The organism is Streptomyces diastatochromogenes (assembly GCF_002242805.1).
Taxonomy (GTDB): domain Bacteria; phylum Actinomycetota; class Actinomycetes; order Streptomycetales; family Streptomycetaceae; genus Streptomyces; species Streptomyces diastatochromogenes.
Genome location: NZ_MCGQ01000034.1, coordinates 307,277 through 327,241 on the forward strand (window position 1 = coordinate 307,277; position 19,965 = coordinate 327,241).

Genomic DNA, 19,965 nt, shown 5'->3' on the forward strand with positions numbered 1-19,965 from the left:
GGCGGATCGGGCGCTACTCGAGGCGGGAGACCTGGTAGTGGTCGATGCGCCAGTCGTCGTCCGACCGCTTCAGCAGGACGCAGAGGCTGACGGTCAGCGTGGGACGGTCGGTGAAGGAGAAGTCGACCTTCAGGTAGCCGAGTACGAGGTCGTCGGTAAGGCGCCGGCTCTCCTGGACGCGGTACTCGGCCGACAGGCCCAGGGGTTGGGACGCGTAGTAGTCGGCGACGCCCTGCGGTCCGACGCTGTAGGGGTGCAGCCCCTGGAAGATCGCGTCCTCGGTGAAGAGGGCGGCGACCCGCTGCGGCTCATGGTGGTCGACGCCCGCTTTCCACCGGTCGAGGACGCTGTGCAGGATCGCTTCGGTATCGGTCTTGGTGTGCGTCATGGTTCTCCTTCAGTGGCCGGCGCTGACGCCGCCGTCGACGTGGAGGATCTCGCCCGTGACGAACGGGGCGTTCTCCAGGTAGATCACCGCGTCCACGATGTCGCTCTGCTCGCCCATCCGGCCGACCGGCTGCAGGCCGGCGAGCACCTCATGGGTCTCCTCCGCGTGCATCGGCGTCTTGATGGTGCCCGGGGAGACCGCGTTGGCGCGGATGCCCCGGGTGGCGTACTCGATGGCCAGTGACTTGGTGGCGGACTGCAGTCCGCCCTTGGTCAGCGAGGCCAGTACCGAGGGGACGCGGGAGTCCGCGTGGTCGACCAGGCTGGTGGTGACGTTGACGAGGTGACCGCCGCCCTGGGTGAGCATCTGCTCGACGGCCAGCTGGGTGACGCGGAAGAAGCCGGCGAGGTTCACCCCGGTCACGGCGGCGTAGTCGTCCTGGGTGTAGTCGGTGAAGGGCTTGGCGACGAAGATTCCCGCGTTGTTGACCAGGGTGTCGATACGGCCGAACCGCTCCACGCCGGCGGCGATGACGCGTTCGGCCGTGGCGGGGTCGGTGATGTCGCCCTGGACGGTCAGGACGTCCGGGTCGCCGGAGGACGCGATGCCGCGCGAGGTGGCGACGACGGCGTAGCCGAGCTTGCGGTAGGCGTCGACGAGTCCGGCGCCGATGCCCTGGGAGGCGCCGGTGATGACTGCGACCTTCTGCGTGCTCATGAGGATGTTCTCCAGAGTGGGGTGGGACCGAGGGATTCCGCGACCTGACGTCCAGTTACTAGCCGACCGGTCGACTATGTGACCGTAGGCCGACTCGTCGGAGGGCGTCAAAGGTCGAGAGGGCCCCGGCCGGGACCCGCTTCCTAGCAACTGAGAGGCGCGGGCTCCCAGTGCACGTCAGCGGGACAGCGCCCCCGCTCGCCGCCGGAAGTCGCTAGCGCTGGTACGGGTCCCCGTCGGGCAGCCAGCTGTCCGGGCCGTGGATGCCCAGGTCGCCGACGCCCTCGCAGAGGGCCTCGACGACGGCGAGGACCGCCGTACGGACTTCGTCGCGGCGCCGCACCAGGGACCAGGTCCAGTGGATCCGCGGGGCGACGACAGGGCGTTGGACGAGGTCGGGAGGGAGCGGAGTCGTCTGGCCCTTGGGCGAGTTGATGACGGGGCGGCCGCTGCGGCGGACGTGGTCGAAGAAGGCGGGGCCGGTGATGCCGCCGTCGGAGATGCGCAGCGCGCGGGCCCCGGTGTCCCGGGCCAGTTGCTCGGCGTAGGCGTTCCAGGACGACCAGGAGGTGGCGTCGTCGTCCAGGAGTACGGCGGTCTCCCCGGCGGTCACCTCGCTCGTGTCCTTGCCGGTGGCGACGGCGTAGAGCCGGTCGGCGCCGATGAGCCGGGCGCACAGGTCGCGCCGCTCCAGGTCCTCGGTGCGCACCCAGCACACCGCGAGGTCCAGGCCGCCGTCGGCGACCCGGGCGGCCTGGGCGTGCGAGGGGGCGACCCATGCGTCGATGTGGACCTGGGCCACGGCGGAGGTACGGGCGATCAGGTCCGCGGGCAGCCAGTTGACGTAGCCGAGCCGGACCGGTTCCGAACCCGCCAGCCCACGCGCGCGTCGCTGCAGGTCGTCGGCCTGTTCCAGCAGGGCGCGGGTGTGCGGGAGCAGCGCCGAGCCGGCCGGGGTGAGGGCCACCGAACGGCGGTCGCGGTCGAACAGCCGCACCCCCAGGTCGCGTTCGAGCGCCTTGATCTGCTGGGACAGGGACGGCCCGGCGATCAGGAGCCGTTTGGCGGCCCGGCCGAAGTTGAGTTCCTCGGCCACCGCGACGAAGTAGCGAAGTTGGCGCAGCTCCACGCCCGTCATGCTACGTCGGTGAGAGGCGGCGCCTCCCAGGAGCGAGGAAGCCTGTCGTGGCGTGCCCGCCGGGGCGGGCGGACGATGAGGACATGGAGGCCCGGCGAGAAGTGACCGCGGCGGGCCCGGCCGTACGCCCCACCGAAGCGGAGCAGGACCATGCGAGAGTTCCTGGTCGAGATCACGACCACCGTCCCCGACGGCACCAGCCAGGACGAGGTCGACAGGCGGCGGGCCGCCGAGGCGGTCCGCGCGCGGGAACTGGCCGCCACCGGCAACCTGGCGCGGCTGTGGCGCCCGGTCGGCGAGCTGCGCAGCATCGGCGTCTGGCGGGCCGCGGACGAGGCGGAACTCCACGAGAAGGTGCTCGGCACCCTGCCCCTGCGCCCGTGGATGACCGTGACCGTCACCCCGCTCGAACCCCACCCCAACGACCCGGGCAGCCACTGACGGCACAGCCGCCGCCCGCACCCCGTTCCACCCGCACCACGGGGTGGAGGTGCGGCAGGGCGCTCCGGTACGACGGCCCGCACCTGCGGAGGCCACGGCGGACCCTGACAGGGGCGAAGCCTGAGGGAGCGGAGCCGAGTTCAGGGCTCGGAGCAAGCCGACGGCACCTCAAGTCGCCGGCTCCGCCCAGAGGTCGGGCGGGATGACGCCGACGGAGCGGCCATGGGGGTCCAGGAGGTGCCCGAGCAGTTTGTCCTGGCGCAGGGCGATGACGCGGTCGACGATGTCGAGGCTCGGGTGAGCGGTGGCAAGTTGGGTTTCCAGGCGCAGGACGTCACTGACGGAGTGCAGGCTCGCCTGGAGGATGAGGTTGTGGGGACCGCTGACGGCGGCGCAGTTGCGGGTTTCGGGCAGGCGGATGAGGGCCGGACCGATCTCGGGGAGGTCGGCGGGCGGGACTTTGGCCCAGAGGGTGACCGAGACGGGCCAGCCGCCGAGGGGCCGGGCGAAGTCGCAGCGGAACCGCAGGAGGCCGCGTCGGGTGAGGTGTTCGGTGCGGCGTTTGGCGGTGTTGAGGCTGACGCCGAGGTCGTTGGCCAGGCTCTGGTAGGGAGCGCGGCCGTCGTGGGCGAGCCGGGTGATGAGGGCGCGGTCGAAGGGGGTGATCTCGCCCGGGGCGACCGGGGTGTGGGCCGGTGGCGGGCCGGTCAGCTGGGCGCGCTGGTCGGGGGCCAGGGCGGCGATGCGCCATCGGCCGCCCTCGGTGAACATGTGGGTGACGATCCGGGCCTGCACGGTGGCGACACCGGGGAGGTGCGGGAGCAGGTCGAGGGTGTAGCGGGAGAGGGCCGGCAGGTCGCGGGTGGCGACGACGGCGAGGATGTCGTGGCCGGCGGCGGCACGCTCGATCGTGAGCATGTGGGGGTGTGCGCCCAGGGTCCGCGCGACCTCGGCGGTGGTTCCCGGGGAGCAGTCGATCACGACGAAGGCCACGCAGATCTGCTCGAACAGGCGTGGGCCGGGCGAGAAGCCCACCCAGGCGGTGCCCTGGTCGGCCAGGCGGCCGAAGCGGCGCGCGACGGTGACCGGGTCGACGCCCAGGGCGCGCCCCAGCTCGGTCCATGAGGCCCGCGGCTGCAACTGCAAGGCGTTGATCAGTGCCAGCTCGCCCTCTGTCAGCAGCGGCGGTGCATCATCCTGCACGTTCCTGTCCTGTGAGCCAGAATCCTGCGTTTGGCGGCTTTCGTCCGTCACTCTCCCATTGTGGACTTCAGGGGCCCGCACCCGGCGAGCGTGAAGGAGGGCCGATCATGGCGTACGGCGACTATCAGGACGAGATCTACCTGGACGGGCTGCGCGGGGTGGTGCCGCGCTTCCCGATGACCTACGACGAGCTGGAGCCGCTGGCTCAGGCCGCGATGCCCGCTTCGGTCCGCTCCTATGTCGCGGGCGGCGCCGGCGACGAGCGGACCCAGCGGGCGAACGTCACGGCGTTCGAACGCTGGGGCCTGGTCCCCCGCATGATGGTCGGGGCCACCGACCGGGATCTGTCCGTCGACCTGTTCGGGATGCGCCTGCCCTCGCCGCTGTTCATGGCCCCGGTCGGCGTGATCGGGCTGTGCGCGCAGGACGGCCACGGCGATCTCGCCACCGCCCGCGCCGCCGCCCGCACCGGCGTCCCGATGGTCGCCTCCACCCTGACCGTCGATCCGCTGGAGCAGGTCGCCGCCGAACTCGGCGACACCCCGGGCTTCTTCCAGCTCTACACCCCCACCGACCGGGAGCTGGCCGAGAGCCTGATCCACCGTGCCGAGAAGGCCGGCTTCAAGGGCATCGTGATCACACTGGACACCTGGATCACCGGCTGGCGCCCCCGCGACCTCGCTGTCAGCAACTTCCCTCAGCTGCGCGGGAACTGCCTGGCCAACTACACCAGCGACCCCGTGTTCCGCTCCCGCCTCGCCGGCAGCCCGGAAGACGACCCGAAGGCAGCGGTCACCGAGTGGGCGCGGATCTTCGGCAACCCCCTCACCTGGGACGACCTGCCGTGGCTGCGCTCGACCACCGGCCTGCCGCTGCTCCTCAAGGGCATCTGCCACCCCGATGACGTCCGCCGCGCCAAGGACGGCGGCGTGGACGGCATCTACTGCTCCAACCACGGCGGACGCCAGGCCAACGGTGGCCTGCCCGCCCTGGACGCCCTGCCCGGCGTGGTCGACGCGGCCGACGGCATGCCGGTCCTGTTCGACTCGGGTGTCCGCACGGGAGCCGACATCGTCAAGGCGGTCGCCCTGGGCGCCACCGCCGTCGGCGTCGGCCGCCCCTACACATACGGTCTCGCCCACGGCGGCGAGGCCGGCGTCGTCCACGTCCTGCGAGCCCTGCTCGCCGAGGCCGACCTGATCATGGCCGTCGACGGCTACCCCTCCCTCGCCGACCTCACCCCCGACGCCCTCCGCCGCCTCGGCTGACACCCGTCGACCGGTCGGGGCCGGATGCTGCAGGCCCATCCCCGAACAGATCATATTTCAGGACATACACCTATTAGTCGAGCAGGATCAGACTGGCGCGCCGGCCACGGCATCCCCCACGACGCCCGAAACCCAGCCCCAGCAAGAAAGTCGATGGCAACCATGACCGAGCAATCCACCGTCCGCAGCGTGACCTACGACCTGCTGCGCACCCTGAACCTCACCACGGTCTTCGGAAATCCCGGCTCCACCGAACAGCCCTTCCTTCAGGAGTTCCCCGAGGACTTCACCTATGTGCTGGCGCTGCAGGAGGCGTCCGTCATCGCGATGGCCGACACCTTCGCCCAGGTGACCGGACGCCCCGCGCTGGTCAACCTGCACTCCTCGGCCGGGATGGGAAACGCGGTGGGCAACCTGGTGGCGGCCTACCACGGAAGCACGCCCCTGATCATCACCTCCGGCCAGCAGCACCGGGAACTGGTGATCGGTGAGCCGTACCTCGGCAACCGCGAGGCCACCACACTCCCGAAGCCGTGGGTGAAATGGTCCTACGAACCGGCCCGCGCCGAAGACGTCCCCGAGGCCTTCATGCGGGCCTACGCGGAGGCGTTGCAGCCGCCGACAGGACCTGTCTACCTGTCGATTCCGATGGACGACTGGAAGCGGCCCCTGTCCGGTTTCAGCCGGGTGCGCACGGTGAGCGACCGCGTGGCCCCCGACACCGGGCGACTGCGCGGATTCGCCGAACGCATCTCCGCGAGCCGCCGTCCCGCGCTGGTCTTCGGGCCGGAGGTCGACCGCAGCGGCGGCTGGGACGCGGCCGTCGCACTGGCGGAGAAGCTGCGCGCGGCCGTCTACGGCGCCCCGCTGCTGGACCGCGCCTCCTTCCCCGAGGACCACCCGCTCTTCTGCGGTCCGCTCGGCATGTCGGTGAAGACCATCAGCGACCGGCTGACCGGGCACGACCTGGTCGTCGCGATCGGCGCGGAGGTGTTCCGCTACTACCCCTACGTGCCCGGCGACTACCTCCCCGAAGGCACCGAACTGCTGCAGATCACCGGCAATCCGGGGGTGGCCGCCGCGGCGCGGGTGGGCGACAGCATCCTGGGCGATCCCAGGACGGCGATCGAACTGCTCCTGGACATGGTCACGGAGGGATCGGCACGGACCGCTCCGGAACCGATGCGGCGCCCGCGTGAGCTGCCGCAGGCGCCGAACACCCCGCTCACTCCGCCGGAGGTGTATGCCGCCCTGAACAGGGTCCGGCCGTCGGACGCGGTCATCGTCAACGAATCGACCTCCACGATGGCGCAGCAGATCGAGTGGCTCCCCACCACCCGGACCGGATCGTTCTTCGCGACGGCCAGCGGCGGCATCGGCTGGGGCACCCCGGCCGCGGTGGGCGTCGCGCTCGGCGACCGGGACCGGGGCGTCGAACGGCCGGTGATCGGCCTGATCGGCGACGGCTCCTTCCAGTACTCCGTGCAGGCCATCTACACGGCGGCCCAGCATGACCTCCCGATCGTCTATGTGGTGATGCGCAACCAGGAGTACTCCATCCTCAAGTCGTTCGCGGTGCTGGAGGAGACGCCGGGCGTGCCGGGGCTCGACCTGCCGGGGCTCGACATCGCCGCCGTGGCCCGCGGCTTCGGATGCCGCGGGGTCGACGTGGAGACCACCGACGACCTGGAGCGGGAGTTCAAGACGGCCCTGTCCGCCGGCACCACCACGGTCATCGTCGTCACCACGCAACCGCAGAAGGCGATGTTGTAGGCCGCGCAGCTCACACGATCGGGAAAGAGACCAGCGGAGAGAGGGCAGCGAGCATGGATTTCGGACTGAAGGACCGGGTGTACATAGTCACCGGTGGCACCCGGGGGCTGGGCATGGCCGCCGCGCGCGAGCTGGTGGCCGACGGGGCGAGGGTGGTCGTCAGCGGCCGCAGTGAGAAGTCGGTGGCCGCCGCACAGGCGGAACTCGGCGGCCCGGGGCAGGCGGTCGGCGTCGTGGCCGACAACGCCGACACGGACGCTCCGGAGCGGCTGATCGCCGCGGCCCGCGATGCCTTCAAGCGGTTGGACGGGGTGCTCATCAGTGTCGGCGGGCCTCCGGCAGGCACGTCGGACACCGTCGACGACGACCAGTGGCGCGCCGCCTTCGAGTCGGTCTTCCTCGGCGCGGTGCGGCTCTCCCGCGCCGTCGCGGCGGAGCTGGGCGAGGGAGGCGTCATCGGCTTCGTCCTCTCCAGCTCCGTGTACGAACCGATTCCCGGCCTCGCGATCTCCAATGCCCTGCGGCCGGGCCTGGCCGGTTACGCGAAGAACCTCGCGAACGAGCTGGGCCCGAGGGGCATCCGCGTCGTCGGCCTCGTGCCCGCCCACATCGAGACCGACCGCGTACGCGAACTCGACGCGCGGGCCGGCGATCCCGCCGCGGCCCGCGAGCGCGCGACCGCCGGCGTCCCGCTGCGCCGCTACGGAACCCCCGACGAGTTCGGCCGCAGCGCCGCCTTCCTGCTGTCGCCGGCCGCGTCGTACCTCACCGGTGTGATGGTGTCGATCGACGGCGGCGTACGCAAAGGCTTCTAGCGGTTTCCGAGGAGGCAAAATGCCCGTTTACACCTGCACGGCCGCCCAGGGGTCTCTGACAAGCGACTTGAAGGCCCGACTGGCAGCCGAGATCACCCGGATTCACGCGGACATCAACCATGTGCCGCCGGCCTACGTCAACGTGGTCTTCTCCGACCTGCCCGCGGACAGTGTCTTCGCGGGCGGTCGACCGGCGACACCGCTGATCCTGACCGGCTGGGTACGGCGCGGCCATCCGCAGGAGGAGGCGACAAGACTGGCCCTGGAACTTTCTTCGGCGACCGCACGGATCTCCGGCGTGGACGAGAGCCGGATCATGGTGGTGCTCCAGGACAGTCCTGCCCGGTCCGCTGTCGAAGGCGGTCATGTGCTGCCCGAGCCGGGCGAGGAAAGGGAGTGGCTGCGCCGGACCGAGGCATGAACGCGACCGTCTGAACGGCGTGGAGCGGCGGGCGCGCCTCACACCCCCGCCACAGCCTCCCGCGCGCCCAGCAGCGCAAGGCAGTTGGCCCACAGGGCGCCCAGCCGACGCGGGCTGTTGTACAGCTTGGCGAACAGCACCTGACCCTCGAGCTGGGCGACCACGGCCCGCGCCGCCTCCCTCGGGTCGGCCACGTCGACCTCCCGCCGCTCAAGCGCCTCGGCGATGACCGAGTCGACCATCTCGACCTGGGCGTCGAAGATCTCCTGCAGCCGGGCGCGGATCGCCTCGGTCTGGTTGCTCATCTCCAGGGCGAGGTTCCCGAACAGGCAGCCCGAGACGGTGCCGCAGCTCTGCTGGCCGGCCCGCTGGGCGGCCTCGGTCTCCTCGAACAGCCGGCGCAGTCGGTGCAGCGGTTCCGCGTCGCCGGCCAGAGCGGCGCTCCAGGTGCGTTTCTGGCCGGCCCAGTGCTCGTCGATGACGGCCAGCGCGAGCGCTTCCTTGGACTCGAAGAAGTAGTAGAAGCTCCCCTTGGGCACGCCGGCCGCCTTGCAGATCTCGGCCACGCCCAGGGCGGAGTAACCACGCGCCTCGATCAGAGACCACGCGGCGCCGAGGATCTTCTCCCGGGCATCACTGGTACGTCCCATGGGGCCATTTTACGACCGGTCGACTATTCCGAGCTGGACCGATCGCCGGACGACCGACAGCCCGACCAACCCAGCCAACAATCCGCATATCGAACATGAACAACCGGTCAACGGACCATTTCCAGCCAAGTTTCTGACGCGGTCCTGACAGACACCGTGATCCCCTGCCACTCTTCCCACGGCCGACCCACAGCAACCCCACAGTTCCCCATGCTCGCGTGGGCCCGGCTCCGCACCTGCACGTGGTTCCGCGTAACGCCCTGTTCTGCCCGGACGTCCCAACCCACCGTCCGGTCTCCCCTGGCCGCGCGACCCGCGGTCACGCAGAAGGAGTCAGTGTTGAGTAGCACCTCTCGCAGACGCACCTCCCACGTCTCGCACCGCCGCACCGCCACCGTCGCCCTCGCGGGTGTCGCCGCCCTGATCGCCGCGGCCGTCCAGTCGGGCGCCGCGTCCGCCGCCCCGGCGAAGCCGCAGGCCGGCAAGGTCAACCCCGCCCATGTGGCGGTCAAGCTCTCGCCCTCGCAGCGCGCCGAGCTGATCCGGCACGCGGATGCCGGGAAGGCCGCCACGGCGCGGTCCATAGGCCTCGGGGCCAAGGAGAAGCTGGTCGTCCACGACGTCGTCAAGGACGCCGACGGGACCGTGCACACCCGCTACGAGCGGACGTACGCGGGTCTGCCGGTGCTCGGCGGCGACCTCGTCGTGGACACCGCCAAGTCCGGCGCGACGAAGTCCGTCATCAAGGCCACCAACGCCTCGCTGAAGGTCGCCGACCTCACCCCGGCCGTGTCGAAGGCCTCGGTCGAGAAGCAGGCCGTCCAGCGGGCCAAGGCCCTCGGTGGCAGCAAGTCGGCCGCGGACAGCGTGCGCAGGGTGATCTGGGCGGGCAGCGGCAAGCCCGTCCTCGCCTACGAGACGATCGTCGGCGGGCTCCAGGACGACGGCACCCCGAACCAGCTGCACGTCGTCACCGACGCCGCCACCGGCAAGAAGCTCTTCGAGTACCAGGGCATCAAGACGGGCATCGGCAACACCCAGTACAGCGGCCAGGTGACGCTGACGAGCACCCAGTCGGGCTCGAACTACACGCTGAACGACGGGGCGCGCGGCGGCCACAAGACGTACAACCTGAACCGCGGCACCTCGGGCACCGGCACCCTGTTCTCCCAGACCAACGACACTTGGGGCAACGGCACCACGTCCAACGCCGCCACCGCGGGCGCGGACGCCCACTACGGCGCCGCGGTCACCTGGGACTTCTACAAGAACGTCTTCGGGCGCAGCGGCATCAAGAACAACGGCGTCGGCGCCTACTCCCGCGTCCACTACGGCAACGCGTACGTGAACGCCTTCTGGGACGACAGCTGCTTCTGCATGACCTACGGCGACGGCTCCGGCAACGCCGACCCGCTGACCTCCCTCGACGTCGCGGGCCACGAGATGAGCCACGGTGTCACCGCCAACACCGCGGGCCTCAACTACAGCGGTGAGTCCGGCGGCCTGAACGAGGCCACCTCCGACATCATGGGCACCGGCGTGGAGTTCTACGCCAACAACTCGACCGACGTCGGCGACTACCTCATCGGCGAGAAGATCGACATCAACGGCGACGGCACCCCGCTGCGCTACATGGACAAGCCGAGCAAGGACGGCGCGTCCAAGGACAGCTGGTACTCGGGGCTCGGCAACCTCGACGTGCACTACTCCTCGGGCCCCGCGAACCACTTCTTCTACCTGCTGAGCGAGGGCAGCGGCACCAAGGTCATCAACGGTGTCACCTACAACTCGCCGACGGCGGACGGCCTTCCGGTCACCGGCATCGGCCGGGACAAGGCGCTGCAGATCTGGTACCGGGCGCTGACCACCAAGTGGACGTCCACCACCAACTACGCGGGCGCCCGCACCGGCACACTCGCGGCGGCCGGCGAGCTGTACGGCACCACCAGCGCCGAGTACAAGGCGGTGCAGGACGCCTGGGCGGGCGTGGCGGTCGGTGCGCGCTCCGGTGGCGGCGGGGGCGGCGGCACCTCGTACGAGAACACCTCGCCGGTGTCGATCCCGGACAACGGGCCCGCGGTCACCTCGAACATCACCGTCTCCGGCAGGAGCGGAAACGCGCCGAGCAACCTCTCGGTGAGCGTGGACATCACGCACACCTGGCGCGGTGACCTGGTGATCGATCTGGTCGGCCCCTCGGGCACCTCGTACCGCCTGAAGAACTTCTCCTCCTCCGACTCGGCGGACAACGTCAGCGAGACCTACACGGTCAACGCCTCCTCCGAATCGGCCAATGGCACCTGGAAGTTGAAGGTCCAGGACCAGGCCGCGCAGGACGTCGGCACGATCAACAGCTGGAAGCTGACGTTCCCGTAAACCGCACCCCACCAGCGCGAGAACAGGGCGCCGTCCGGGGGTTCGAGCCCCTCGGGCGGCGCCCGTTTACATTGCTGAAACGTTAACCGGACAGTCGATTTTCGGCCAACATCACTTCCGGGTCCTGACATGTACGCGTCCCTGATGTCACTCTCTCTCCACCCGCCGCAGCAGCACAGCAACTTCACAACGCCACACACTCCGGCCAGTAACCCCACACTGCCCGGACTCCCCCACGAGAAGGAGCTTCTGTGAGCCCCCTCTACGCGCGTCACAAGCGCACCACTCTGGCCGTCGCCACCGCTGTCGCCGCCGGAGCCCTGCTCTCCACCGGGCTGGCCACCAGCGCCAACGCCCAGACCCCGGCCGAGGCCGCCGCCACCAAGACGCTGGCTGCCGCCCCGACCTCGCTGTCCGCCGCTGCCCGTACCACCCTGATCCAGCAGGCCCAGGCCGGCGCTGCCCGGACCGCGCAGCAGATAGGCCTCGGCGCCAAGGAGAACCTGGTCGTCAAGGACGTCGTCAAGGACGTCGACGGCACCGTCCACACCCGCTACGAGCGCACCTACGCCGGCCTGCCGGTGCTCGGCGGCGACCTGGTCGTCCACACCGCCAAGTCGGGCAAGGCCGAGGGCGTCACCAAGGCGACCAAGGCGACCATCAAGGTGGCCTCGCTCAAGCCGCAGATCACCGCCGCCAAGGCCGAGAAGCAGGCCGTGGGCGCCGCCAAGACCCTGGGCTCCGCCAAGACCTCCGCGGACGGCGCGCGCAAGGTGATCTGGGCCGGCTCCGGCAAGCCCGTCCTCGCCTACGAGACGGTCGTCGGCGGTCTGCAGGACGACGGCACCCCGAACCAGCTGCACGTCATCACCGACGCCGCCACGGGCAAGAAGCTCTTCGAGTACCAGGGCATCGAGAACGCGACCGGCACCGGCAAGACGCTGTACTCGGGCACCGTCAGCCTCACCACCACCCTGTCGGGCTCGACGTACAACCTGACCGACGCCTCGCGCGGCAGCCACAAGACCTACAACCTGGCCCGCAAGACGTCCGGCAAGGGCACCCTGGTCAGCAGCTCGACCAACACCTTCGGCACCGGCACCGCCTCCACGTCCTCCTCCGACCAGACCGCCGCGGCCGACGCCGCGTACGGCGCGGCGGAGACCTGGGACTTCTACAAGAGCACCTTCGGCCGCAGCGGTATCAAGAACGACGGCGTCGGCGCCTACTCCCGCGTCCACTACGGCAACGCCTACGTCAACGCGTTCTGGGACGACAGCTGCTTCTGCATGACCTACGGCGACGGTGACGGCAACGCCGACCCGCTGACCTCCCTCGACGTCGCCGGCCACGAGATGAGCCACGGCGTCACCGCCAACACCGCGGGCCTGGACTACTCGGACGAGTCGGGCGGCCTGAACGAGGCCACCTCCGACATCTTCGGCACCGGCGTGGAGTTCTTCGCGAACAACGCCTCGGACCCCGGTGACTACCTCATCGGCGAGAAGATCAACATCAACGGCGACGGCACCCCGCTGCGCTACATGGACAAGCCCAGCAAGGACGGCGGCTCGGCGGACTACTGGTCCTCCTCCGTCGGCAACCTCGACGTGCACTACTCGTCGGGTGTGGCGAACCACTTCTTCTACCTGCTGTCGGAGGGCAGCGGCGCGAAGACGATCAACGGGGTGAGCTACAACTCCCCGACGAAGACCGGCTCGACGGTCACCGGCATCGGCCGCGCCAAGGCGCTGCAGATCTGGTACAAGGCGCTGACGACGTACTTCACGTCCACGACCGACTACTCGGGCGCCCGCGCGGGCACCCTGTCGGCCGCGGCGGACCTCTACGGCTCCGGCAGCACCGAGTACAACGCGGTGAAGGCGGCCTGGACCGGGGTCAACGTCACCAGCTGACCCAGCGCTTGACGGGCGGTACCCGGGCGGAAGGCGTCCCGGGTACCGCCCTACTCTTGTGACCCATGTCCTCGGCGCCCTTCACCTACGAGCCGGTCGGCGCGACCCGCGACGACCTGACCTTCTGCCCGCCCGGCTTCCACCCCCTGTTCGAACGCACCCGCCTAGGCGAGGGCCCCGAGGTCTTCCGACAGGCCGCCGAGGCGGTCCTGACCTGGGAGATGCACCGCGCGATGGGCGTGGGCATCGACGCCACCGCCGACCGCGCGGCCCCCGACGTCGACGTCACGGTCACCCTCGCCGGCCTCATCAAGGCCCCCTGCCGCATCGTCTGGACCGTAGAGGAACCCCGCCGCGCCGGCTGGGCCTACGGCACCCTGGAAGGCCACCCCGAGTGCGGCGAGGAGGCCTTCGTCGTCGACCGGACCGGCGACGGCACCGTCTGGCTGACGGTGGCCGCCTTCAGCCGCGCCCGCAAGTGGTACGCCCGCGCGGGCGGGGCCGCGACCCGCGGACTGCAGCACGCGTACGCCCGCAGGTGCGGCAAGGTGCTCAGGGAACTGGCCACCCGGGGCCTCGAGGACTGACGCTCACCGCATCAGCACCCCGGCCCCCTCCACCGCCTCCTCCGACGGCACCGTCACCAGGCCCAGTTCCGCGCCCGCGGCGAGCAGGCGGTGGGCCGGGAGGATGCGGATCGTGTAGCCGTAGGGGCCGGTGCGGTCCAGGGAGAGCGGGCCCTCGTAGACACGGCGGCCCTCCAGGTCCGGGGCGCCGGTCGGCTTCAGCGGGACCACCGTGGCGTCGGTGATGCGGTCCTGCGCGTCGACCCGGCCGGAGACCGCCTGCACCTCCACGTCGTCCGGCCCGAGGTCGCCGAGCCCCACCCGCACCCGCAGCCCCACGGTCGAGCCCAGTTCCGCGGTGGCCGTCGCGGCCGTCGTCTCCACGTGGTCGACGCTCACGCCGGACCAGGCGGCGCGCACCCTGGCCTTCCACACGGCCAGTTCACGGGCCGTGTCCCCGGTCAGCGCCCGATGGGACTGGGCGGCGGGCGCGTACAGGCGCTCGACGTACTCGCGGACCATGCGGCCCGCCAGCACCTTCGGGCCCAGCAGGGTGAGGGTCTGGCGGACCATGTCGATCCACCGGTCCGGCAGCCCGCCCCGGCCGCCCTCGTAGAAGCGCGGCGTGACCCGCTGTTCGAGGAGGTCGTACAGGGCCGCGGCCTCGATGTCGTCACGGCGGTCCGGGTCGGTGCCCGCGCCGTCGGCGGTCGGGATGGCCCAGCCGAAGTCCGGCTGGAACCACTCGTCCCACCAGCCGTCCAGGACCGAGAGGTTGAGGCAGCCGTTCAGCGCCGCCTTCATCCCGCTCGTGCCGCAGGCCTCCAGCGGGCGCAGCGGGTTGTTCAGCCAGACGTCACAGCCGGGGTAGAGCTTCTGCGCCATCGCCATGCCGTAGTCGGGCAGGAAGACGACGCGGTGGCGGACCCGCGGGTCGTCCGCGAAGCGCACCAGCTCCTGGACCAGGCGCTTGCCGCCGTCGTCCGCCGGATGCGCCTTGCCGGCGACCACGATCTGGATCGGCCGCTCCGGGTGCAGCAGCAGCTCCATCAGCCGGTCCCGGTCGCGCAGCATCAGCGTAAGCCGCTTGTAGGAGGGGACGCGGCGGGCGAAGCCGATGGTCAGGACGTCGGGGTCGAGGACACCGTCGATCCAGCCCAACTCGGCGTCCCCGGCGCCACGCTGCCGCCAGGAGACACGCAGCCGCTCCCGTACCTCCAGCACCAGCTGTTCGCGCAGGGTGCGGCGCAGCTCCCAGATCTCCTGGTCCGGGATGTCCGCGACCGAGTCCCAGCGCTCGGAGCCGCCGACGCTCAGCGCGTCCTCGGCCCGCTGGGCGCCGACCTCCCGGGCGCCGAGCCTGAGCACCTCCGGGGCCACCCAGGTCGGGGCGTGCACCCCGTTGGTCACGGAGGTGATCGGCACCTCCTCGGCGTCGAATCCCGGCCACAGACCCGCGAACATCTCCCGGCTGACCTGCCCGTGCAGCAGCGACACCCCGTTCGCCCGCTGGGCCAGCCTGAGCCCCATCACGGCCATGTTGAACAGGTTCGGCTCGCCGCCCGGGTAGGTCTCCATGCCGAGCGCCAGGATCCGCTGCACGTCGATGCGCGGGAGTTCGGCGTCCGCCCCGAAGTGCCGGGCGACCAGCTCCCGGTCGAACCGGTCGATCCCGGCCGGGACCGGGGTGTGCGTGGTGAACACGGTCCCGCCCCGCACGGCCTCCAGCGCCGAGTCGAATTCCAGTCCCGTGTCGCACAGTTCGGCGATCCGCTCAAGCCCGAGGAAGCCGGCGTGCCCCTCGTTGGTGTGGAACACCTCGGGCCCCGGGTGCCCGGTGAGCCGGCAGTACGTCCGCACGGCCCGGACACCCCCTATCCCCAGCAGCATCTCCTGCAGCAGCCGGTGTTCGCTGCCACCGCCGTACAGCCGGTCGGTCACCCCGCGTTCGCCGAAGTCGTTCTCCTCCACGTCCGAGTCGAGCATCAGCAGCGGCACCCGGCCCACCTGCGCCAGCCAGATCCGGGCGTGCAGCGCCCTGCCGCCGGGCAGCGCGAGGGAGACCTGGGCGGGGGTGCCGTCGGCCTCCTTCAGCAGGCTGACGGGCAGCTCATGGGGATCGAGCACCGGGTAGTGCTCCTGCTGCCAGCCGTCCCGGGACAGGGTCTGGCGGAAGTATCCGTGCCGGTAGAGCAGGCCGACACCGATGAGCGGGACCCCGAGGTCGCTGGCCGCCTTGAGATGGTCGCCGGCCAGGATGCCGAGGCCGCCGGAGTACTGGGGCAGCGCGGCCGTGATACCGAACTCGGGCGAGAAGTAGGCGACGGCGGCGGGCAGCCCGTCGTCCTGCTGCTGGTACCAGCGGTCGCCGGTCACGTAGTCGCCCAGGTCGTCGGCGGCCGCGGTCAGCCGGCGCAGGAACCGCCGGTCCCCGGCCAGCTCGGTGAGCCGGTCCGGGCTCACCCCGCCCAGCAGCCGCACCGGGTCGCCCCCGGCGCCGGCCCAGCGTTCGGGGTCGACGGACTGGAACAGGTCGCGCGTTTCCGCATGCCAGGACCAGCGCAGATTGCGTGCCAGGTCGCTCAGCGGCCGGAGGGGTTCGGGGAGAACGGGACGGACGGTGAACCGACGGATCGCCTTCACATTCCACCTCGACGCGTTGCGGGGTGAGACGCACGGCGCTGTACGTCTCGTCGTCAGGGTCGACGTTAGTGGTTACCGGGGGGTCGGTGGGGACGTGGCAGGGGCGGGTGTCGGGGCGCGGCGGGGGCGTGACGGCCGCCCCGGTGGGAAACCGGAAAAGGGGCCGGTCTTGTGCGTAGACATACGCGTGAGTAGTTAACAAAGTGCCGGATTGCCCACCCGAATAGGGTGGGAAGGCTCCTCCGGTACGCCCCACAGCCGCACCACAGCTCACCTGCAGGACCCACCTCCCCACACCCATCCGCCCACACCCACGTTGAAGCGGACAGGAGCGGTCATGCCCGCCACGCACCACTCGTCAGCACCCACGACAACCAGCAAGGCAGCCGGAAGGAAAACTTCTGGCAAGAAATCCGGAAAGCCGGCCGAGGACGTCCAGGACGCGGCCCCGGTGCCGCCCCGGCAGCGCGCCGCCCCGGCCGAACCCACCACCCTCGGCCGTATCCCCGTCCTCGACGTGCGCCCCGTGGTCCAGCATGGGCGCAGGCCCGCCAAGGCGGTGGCCGGTGAGTCGTTCGAGGTGTCGGCCACCGTGTTCCGCGAGGGACACGACGCCGTCGCCGCGAACGTCGTCCTGCGGGACCCCCAGGGCCGCCCGGGCCCCTGGACCCCGATGCGCGAACTGGCCCCGGGCACCGACCGTTACGGCGCCACCGTGACCGCCGGCGAGCCCGGCCACTGGACGTACACGGTGGAGGCCTGGTCGGACCCGGTCGCCACCTGGCGGCACCACGCACAGATCAAGATCCCGGCGGGCATCGACACCGGCCTGGTCCTGGAGGAGGGCGCCCGGCTGTACGAACGGACGGCCGCCGAAGTCCCCGAGGAACGGCGGGACGTCGTCCTGGAGGCCGCCGCCGCGCTGCGGGACGAGGACCGCCCGGCCGCCTGGCGGCTCGCGGCGGCACTGGCGCCCGAGGTGGAGGCGGTGGTGTCCCGTTATCCGCTGCGGGAGTTGGTCACCGCGTCCGACGCGATGCCGCTGCTGGTCGAGCGGGAGCGGGCGTTGTACGGCTCCTGGTACGAGTTCTTCCCGCGTTCGGAGGGCACGCCCGAGCAGCCGCACGGCACCTTCCGGTCGGCCGCCCAGCGGTTGAAGGCGATCGCGGAGATGGGCTTCGACGTCGTCTACCTCCCGCCGATCCACCCGATCGGTACGACGTTCCGCAAGGGCCGCAACAACACCCTCACCGCCGGCCCGGACGACGTCGGGGTGCCGTGGGCGATCGGTTCGCCCGAGGGCGGGCACGACACCGTCCACCCCGACCTGGGCACCCTGGAGGACTTCGACCATTTCGTCGCCCGCGCGCGGGAGCTGGGCCTGGAGGTGGCCCTGGACTTCGCCCTGCAGTGCTCCCCGGACCACCCCTGGGTGGACAAGCACCCGGAGTGGTTCCACCACCGCCCGGACGGGACGATCGCCTACGCGGAGAACCCGCCGAAGAAGTACCAGGACATCTACCCCATCGCCTTCGACGCCGACCTGGACGGCCTGATCACCGAAACCGTGCGCATCCTGCGGCACTGGATGGGACACGGGGTGCGGATCTTCCGCGTCGACAACCCGCACACCAAACCGGTCGTGTTCTGGGAGCGCGTGATCGGGGAGGTCAACCGCGCCGACCCCGATGTCATCTTCCTGGCGGAGGCTTTCACCCGCCCGGCGATGATGCACACCCTGGCGCAGGTCGGATTCCAGCAGTCGTACACGTACTTCACCTGGCGCAACACCAAGCGGGAACTGACGGAGTACCTGACCGAACTCTCGGGTGAGGCCGCCTCCTACATGCGGCCGAACCTCTTCGCCAACACCCCCGACATCCTGCACGCCTACCTCCAGCACGGCGGCCGTCCCGCCTTCGAGACCCGCGCCGTGCTCGCCGCCACCCTCTCCCCGACCTGGGGCATCTACAGCGGCTACGAACTCTGCGAGAACACCCCACTGCGCCAGGGCGGCGAGGAGTACCTCGACTCGGAGAAGTACCAGCTCAAACCCCGCGACTGGGCGTCCGCCGCACGCGAGGGCCGCACCCTCGCCCCCCTCATCACCCAGCTCAACGAGATCAGGCGCCACAATCCCGCTCTGCGGCAGCTGCGCGACCTCCACTTCCACCACGCCGACAAGGACGAGGTGATCGTCTACTCGAAGCGGAGCGGATCGAACACGGTTCTGGTGGTCGCCAACCTCGACCCCCACCACACCCAGGAAGCCACGGTCTCGTTGGACATGCCGCAACTCGGCCTGAACTGGCACGAGTCGGTGCCGGTGCGCGATCTGCTCACCGGCGAGACCTATCACTGGGGCAGGGCCAACTATGTGCGCCTCGAACCGGGCCATAGGCCCGCGCATGTCTTCTCGGTTCTGCGACCGTCCACCCCGCAGATCGGAGGGTCACCCACAATATGATCGTCAACGAGCCCGTCCCGGACACCTTCGGGGACACACCCGCCCAGGACCGGGACCCGGAGTGGTTCAAACGCGCCGTCTTCTACGAGGTGCTGGTCCGCTCCTTCCAGGACAGCAACGGTGACGGCGTCGGCGACCTCAAGGGTCTGACCGCCAAGCTCGACTACCTGCAGTGGCTCGGCGTCGACTGCCTCTGGCTGCCACCGTTCTTCAAGTCACCCCTGCGTGACGGCGGCTACGACGTCTCCGACTACACCGCCGTACTCCCCGAATTCGGTGACCTGGCCGACTTCGTGGAGTTCGTGGACGCCGCCCACCAGCGCGGCATGCGCGTCATCATCGACTTCGTCATGAACCACACCAGCGACCAGCACCCGTGGTTCCAGGAGTCCAGGCGGGATCCGGACGGTCCGTACGGCGACTACTACGTCTGGGCCGACGACGACAAGCAGTTCCAGGACGCCCGGATCATCTTCGTCGACACCGAGGCCTCCAACTGGACGTACGACCCCGTACGCAAGCAGTACTACTGGCACCGCTTCTTCTCGCACCAGCCGGACCTCAACTACGAGAACCCGGCGGTGCAGGAGGAGATGATCTCCGCGCTGAAGTTCTGGCTGGACCTGGGTATCGACGGGTTCCGGCTGGACGCCGTGCCGTACCTGTACCAGCAGGAGGGCACGAACTGCGAGAACCTGCCGGCGACCCACGAGTTCCTGAAGCGGGTGCGCAAGGAGATCGACGCCCAGTACCCCGACACCGTCCTGCTGGCGGAAGCCAACCAGTGGCCCGAGGACGTCGTCGACTACTTCGGCGACTACCAGGCCGGCGGCGACGAATGCCACATGGCCTTCCACTTCCCCGTCATGCCCCGCATCTTCATGGCCGTCCGACGCGAGTCGCGTTATCCGGTCTCGGAGATCCTCGCCAAGACCCCGGCCATCCCCTCGAACTGCCAGTGGGGCATCTTCCTGCGCAACCACGACGAGCTGACCCTCGAAATGGTCACCGACGAGGAACGCGACTACATGTGGGCCGAATACGCGAAAGACCCGCGTATGCGCGCCAACATCGGCATCCGCCGCCGCCTCGCACCCCTGCTCGACAACGACCGCAACCAGATCGAACTGTTCACCGCCCTGCTGCTCTCCCTGCCCGGCTCACCGATCCTCTACTACGGCGA

At 70.3% G+C, this 19,965-nt stretch carries 16 protein-coding genes; 10 read left to right on the plus strand and 6 right to left on the minus strand.

What is annotated here, in order from left to right; all coding sequences use genetic code 11:
* Nucleotides 1-13: 13 nt before the first annotated feature.
* From BEK98_RS34485 to BEK98_RS34495, 3 genes are all read right to left on the minus strand, one after another.
* The gene (locus tag BEK98_RS34485) at nt 14-388 is read right to left on the minus strand and encodes an SgcJ/EcaC family oxidoreductase (RefSeq protein ID WP_094220656.1); all 375 of its coding nucleotides are present in this window, start codon (nt 386-388) and stop codon (nt 14-16) included.
* A 9-nt stretch (nt 389-397) separates the two neighbouring features.
* Nucleotides 398-1,105: an SDR family NAD(P)-dependent oxidoreductase gene (locus tag BEK98_RS34490; protein ID WP_094220657.1), complete on the minus strand. Its 708-nt coding sequence runs from the start codon at nt 1,103-1,105 to the stop codon at nt 398-400.
* Nucleotides 1,106-1,319: 214 nt separating this feature from the next.
* A complete protein-coding gene (locus BEK98_RS34495; RefSeq protein WP_094220658.1) occupies nt 1,320-2,243 on the minus strand; it encodes a LysR family transcriptional regulator in 924 nt (307 codons plus the stop codon).
* 150 nt (nt 2,244-2,393) lie between these two features.
* On the opposite strand from BEK98_RS34495, the gene BEK98_RS34500 reads away from it, so the two are divergent.
* Nucleotides 2,394-2,684 (plus strand): muconolactone Delta-isomerase family protein, encoded by a 291-nt coding sequence (locus BEK98_RS34500; protein WP_094220659.1) that lies wholly within the window; start codon nt 2,394-2,396, stop codon nt 2,682-2,684.
* Between the two features lie 168 nt (nt 2,685-2,852).
* Here BEK98_RS34500 and BEK98_RS34505 read toward each other — a convergent pair whose 3' ends face one another.
* Nucleotides 2,853-3,887: an Lrp/AsnC family transcriptional regulator gene (locus BEK98_RS34505; RefSeq protein ID WP_094220660.1), complete on the minus strand. Its 1,035-nt coding sequence runs from the start codon at nt 3,885-3,887 to the stop codon at nt 2,853-2,855.
* A 107-nt stretch (nt 3,888-3,994) separates the two neighbouring features.
* Here BEK98_RS34505 and BEK98_RS34510 point away from each other — a divergent pair, with 107 nt between their 5' ends.
* The 4 genes from BEK98_RS34510 to BEK98_RS34525 all read left to right on the plus strand — a co-directional run bounded on the left by BEK98_RS34510 (nt 3,995) and on the right by BEK98_RS34525 (nt 8,164).
* On the plus strand, nt 3,995-5,155 hold the full coding sequence (locus BEK98_RS34510) for an alpha-hydroxy-acid oxidizing protein (protein WP_094220661.1): 1,161 nt from the start codon (nt 3,995-3,997) through the stop codon (nt 5,153-5,155).
* Between the two features lie 162 nt (nt 5,156-5,317).
* Nucleotides 5,318-6,928: a benzoylformate decarboxylase gene (mdlC, locus tag BEK98_RS34515; protein WP_094220662.1), complete on the plus strand. Its 1,611-nt coding sequence runs from the start codon at nt 5,318-5,320 to the stop codon at nt 6,926-6,928.
* A gap of 53 nt (nt 6,929-6,981) precedes the next feature.
* Nucleotides 6,982-7,743, plus strand: a complete 762-nt coding sequence (locus tag BEK98_RS34520) for an SDR family oxidoreductase (RefSeq protein WP_094220663.1) — start codon at nt 6,982-6,984, stop codon at nt 7,741-7,743.
* 19 nt (nt 7,744-7,762) lie between these two features.
* The gene (locus BEK98_RS34525; RefSeq protein WP_094220664.1) at nt 7,763-8,164 is read left to right on the plus strand and encodes a tautomerase family protein; all 402 of its coding nucleotides are present in this window, start codon (nt 7,763-7,765) and stop codon (nt 8,162-8,164) included.
* Between the two features lie 38 nt (nt 8,165-8,202).
* Here BEK98_RS34525 and BEK98_RS34530 read toward each other — a convergent pair whose 3' ends face one another.
* A complete protein-coding gene (locus BEK98_RS34530; protein WP_094220665.1) occupies nt 8,203-8,814 on the minus strand; it encodes a TetR/AcrR family transcriptional regulator in 612 nt (203 codons plus the stop codon).
* A gap of 336 nt (nt 8,815-9,150) precedes the next feature.
* Between BEK98_RS34530 and BEK98_RS34535 the strand changes: the two genes are divergently transcribed.
* The 3 genes from BEK98_RS34535 (at nt 9,151) to BEK98_RS34545 (ending at nt 13,693) form a co-directional block, all read left to right on the plus strand.
* Nucleotides 9,151-11,190, plus strand: a complete 2,040-nt coding sequence (locus tag BEK98_RS34535) for a M4 family metallopeptidase (protein ID WP_094220666.1) — start codon at nt 9,151-9,153, stop codon at nt 11,188-11,190.
* Nucleotides 11,191-11,441: 251 nt separating this feature from the next.
* Nucleotides 11,442-13,106, plus strand: coding sequence for a M4 family metallopeptidase (locus BEK98_RS34540; protein WP_094220667.1), 1,665 nt, complete (start codon nt 11,442-11,444; stop codon nt 13,104-13,106).
* Between the two features lie 65 nt (nt 13,107-13,171).
* Nucleotides 13,172-13,693, plus strand: a complete 522-nt coding sequence (locus BEK98_RS34545; RefSeq protein WP_094220668.1) for a DUF1990 domain-containing protein — start codon at nt 13,172-13,174, stop codon at nt 13,691-13,693.
* Between the two features lie 3 nt (nt 13,694-13,696).
* Here the strand turns inward: BEK98_RS34545 and BEK98_RS34550 are convergent, their stop codons facing one another.
* Nucleotides 13,697-16,315, minus strand: coding sequence for a glycosyltransferase family 1 protein (locus BEK98_RS34550; RefSeq protein WP_094220669.1), 2,619 nt, complete (start codon nt 16,313-16,315; stop codon nt 13,697-13,699).
* Between the two features lie 337 nt (nt 16,316-16,652).
* Here BEK98_RS34550 and BEK98_RS34555 point away from each other — a divergent pair, with 337 nt between their 5' ends.
* A complete protein-coding gene (locus BEK98_RS34555) occupies nt 16,653-18,782 on the plus strand; it encodes an alpha-1,4-glucan--maltose-1-phosphate maltosyltransferase (protein WP_094220670.1) in 2,130 nt (709 codons plus the stop codon).
* Nucleotides 18,779-19,965: maltose alpha-D-glucosyltransferase (treS, locus tag BEK98_RS34560; RefSeq protein ID WP_094220671.1), on the plus strand; the 1,187-nt coding region annotated here is incomplete at its 3' end. The genes BEK98_RS34555 and treS, both read left to right, overlap by 4 nt.

Excerpts from the sequence above, each read along its gene's own strand:
- BEK98_RS34485 (WP_094220656.1), bottom strand. The coding sequence starts at position 388 with ATGACGCACACCAAGACCGATACCGAAGCGATCCTGCACAGCGTCCTC.
- BEK98_RS34490 (WP_094220657.1), bottom strand. The coding sequence starts at position 1,105 with ATGAGCACGCAGAAGGTCGCAGTCATCACCGGCGCCTCCCAGGGCATC.
- BEK98_RS34495 (WP_094220658.1), bottom strand. The coding sequence starts at position 2,243 with ATGACGGGCGTGGAGCTGCGCCAACTTCGCTACTTCGTCGCGGTGGCC.
- BEK98_RS34500 (WP_094220659.1), top strand. The coding sequence starts at position 2,394 with ATGCGAGAGTTCCTGGTCGAGATCACGACCACCGTCCCCGACGGCACC.
- BEK98_RS34510 (WP_094220661.1), top strand. The coding sequence starts at position 3,995 with ATGGCGTACGGCGACTATCAGGACGAGATCTACCTGGACGGGCTGCGC.
- mdlC (WP_094220662.1), top strand. The coding sequence starts at position 5,318 with ATGACCGAGCAATCCACCGTCCGCAGCGTGACCTACGACCTGCTGCGC.
- BEK98_RS34520 (WP_094220663.1), top strand. The coding sequence starts at position 6,982 with ATGGATTTCGGACTGAAGGACCGGGTGTACATAGTCACCGGTGGCACC.
- BEK98_RS34525 (WP_094220664.1), top strand. The coding sequence starts at position 7,763 with ATGCCCGTTTACACCTGCACGGCCGCCCAGGGGTCTCTGACAAGCGAC.
- BEK98_RS34530 (WP_094220665.1), bottom strand. The coding sequence starts at position 8,814 with ATGGGACGTACCAGTGATGCCCGGGAGAAGATCCTCGGCGCCGCGTGG.
- BEK98_RS34545 (WP_094220668.1), top strand. The coding sequence starts at position 13,172 with ATGTCCTCGGCGCCCTTCACCTACGAGCCGGTCGGCGCGACCCGCGAC.
- BEK98_RS34555 (WP_094220670.1), top strand. The coding sequence starts at position 16,653 with ATGCCCGCCACGCACCACTCGTCAGCACCCACGACAACCAGCAAGGCA.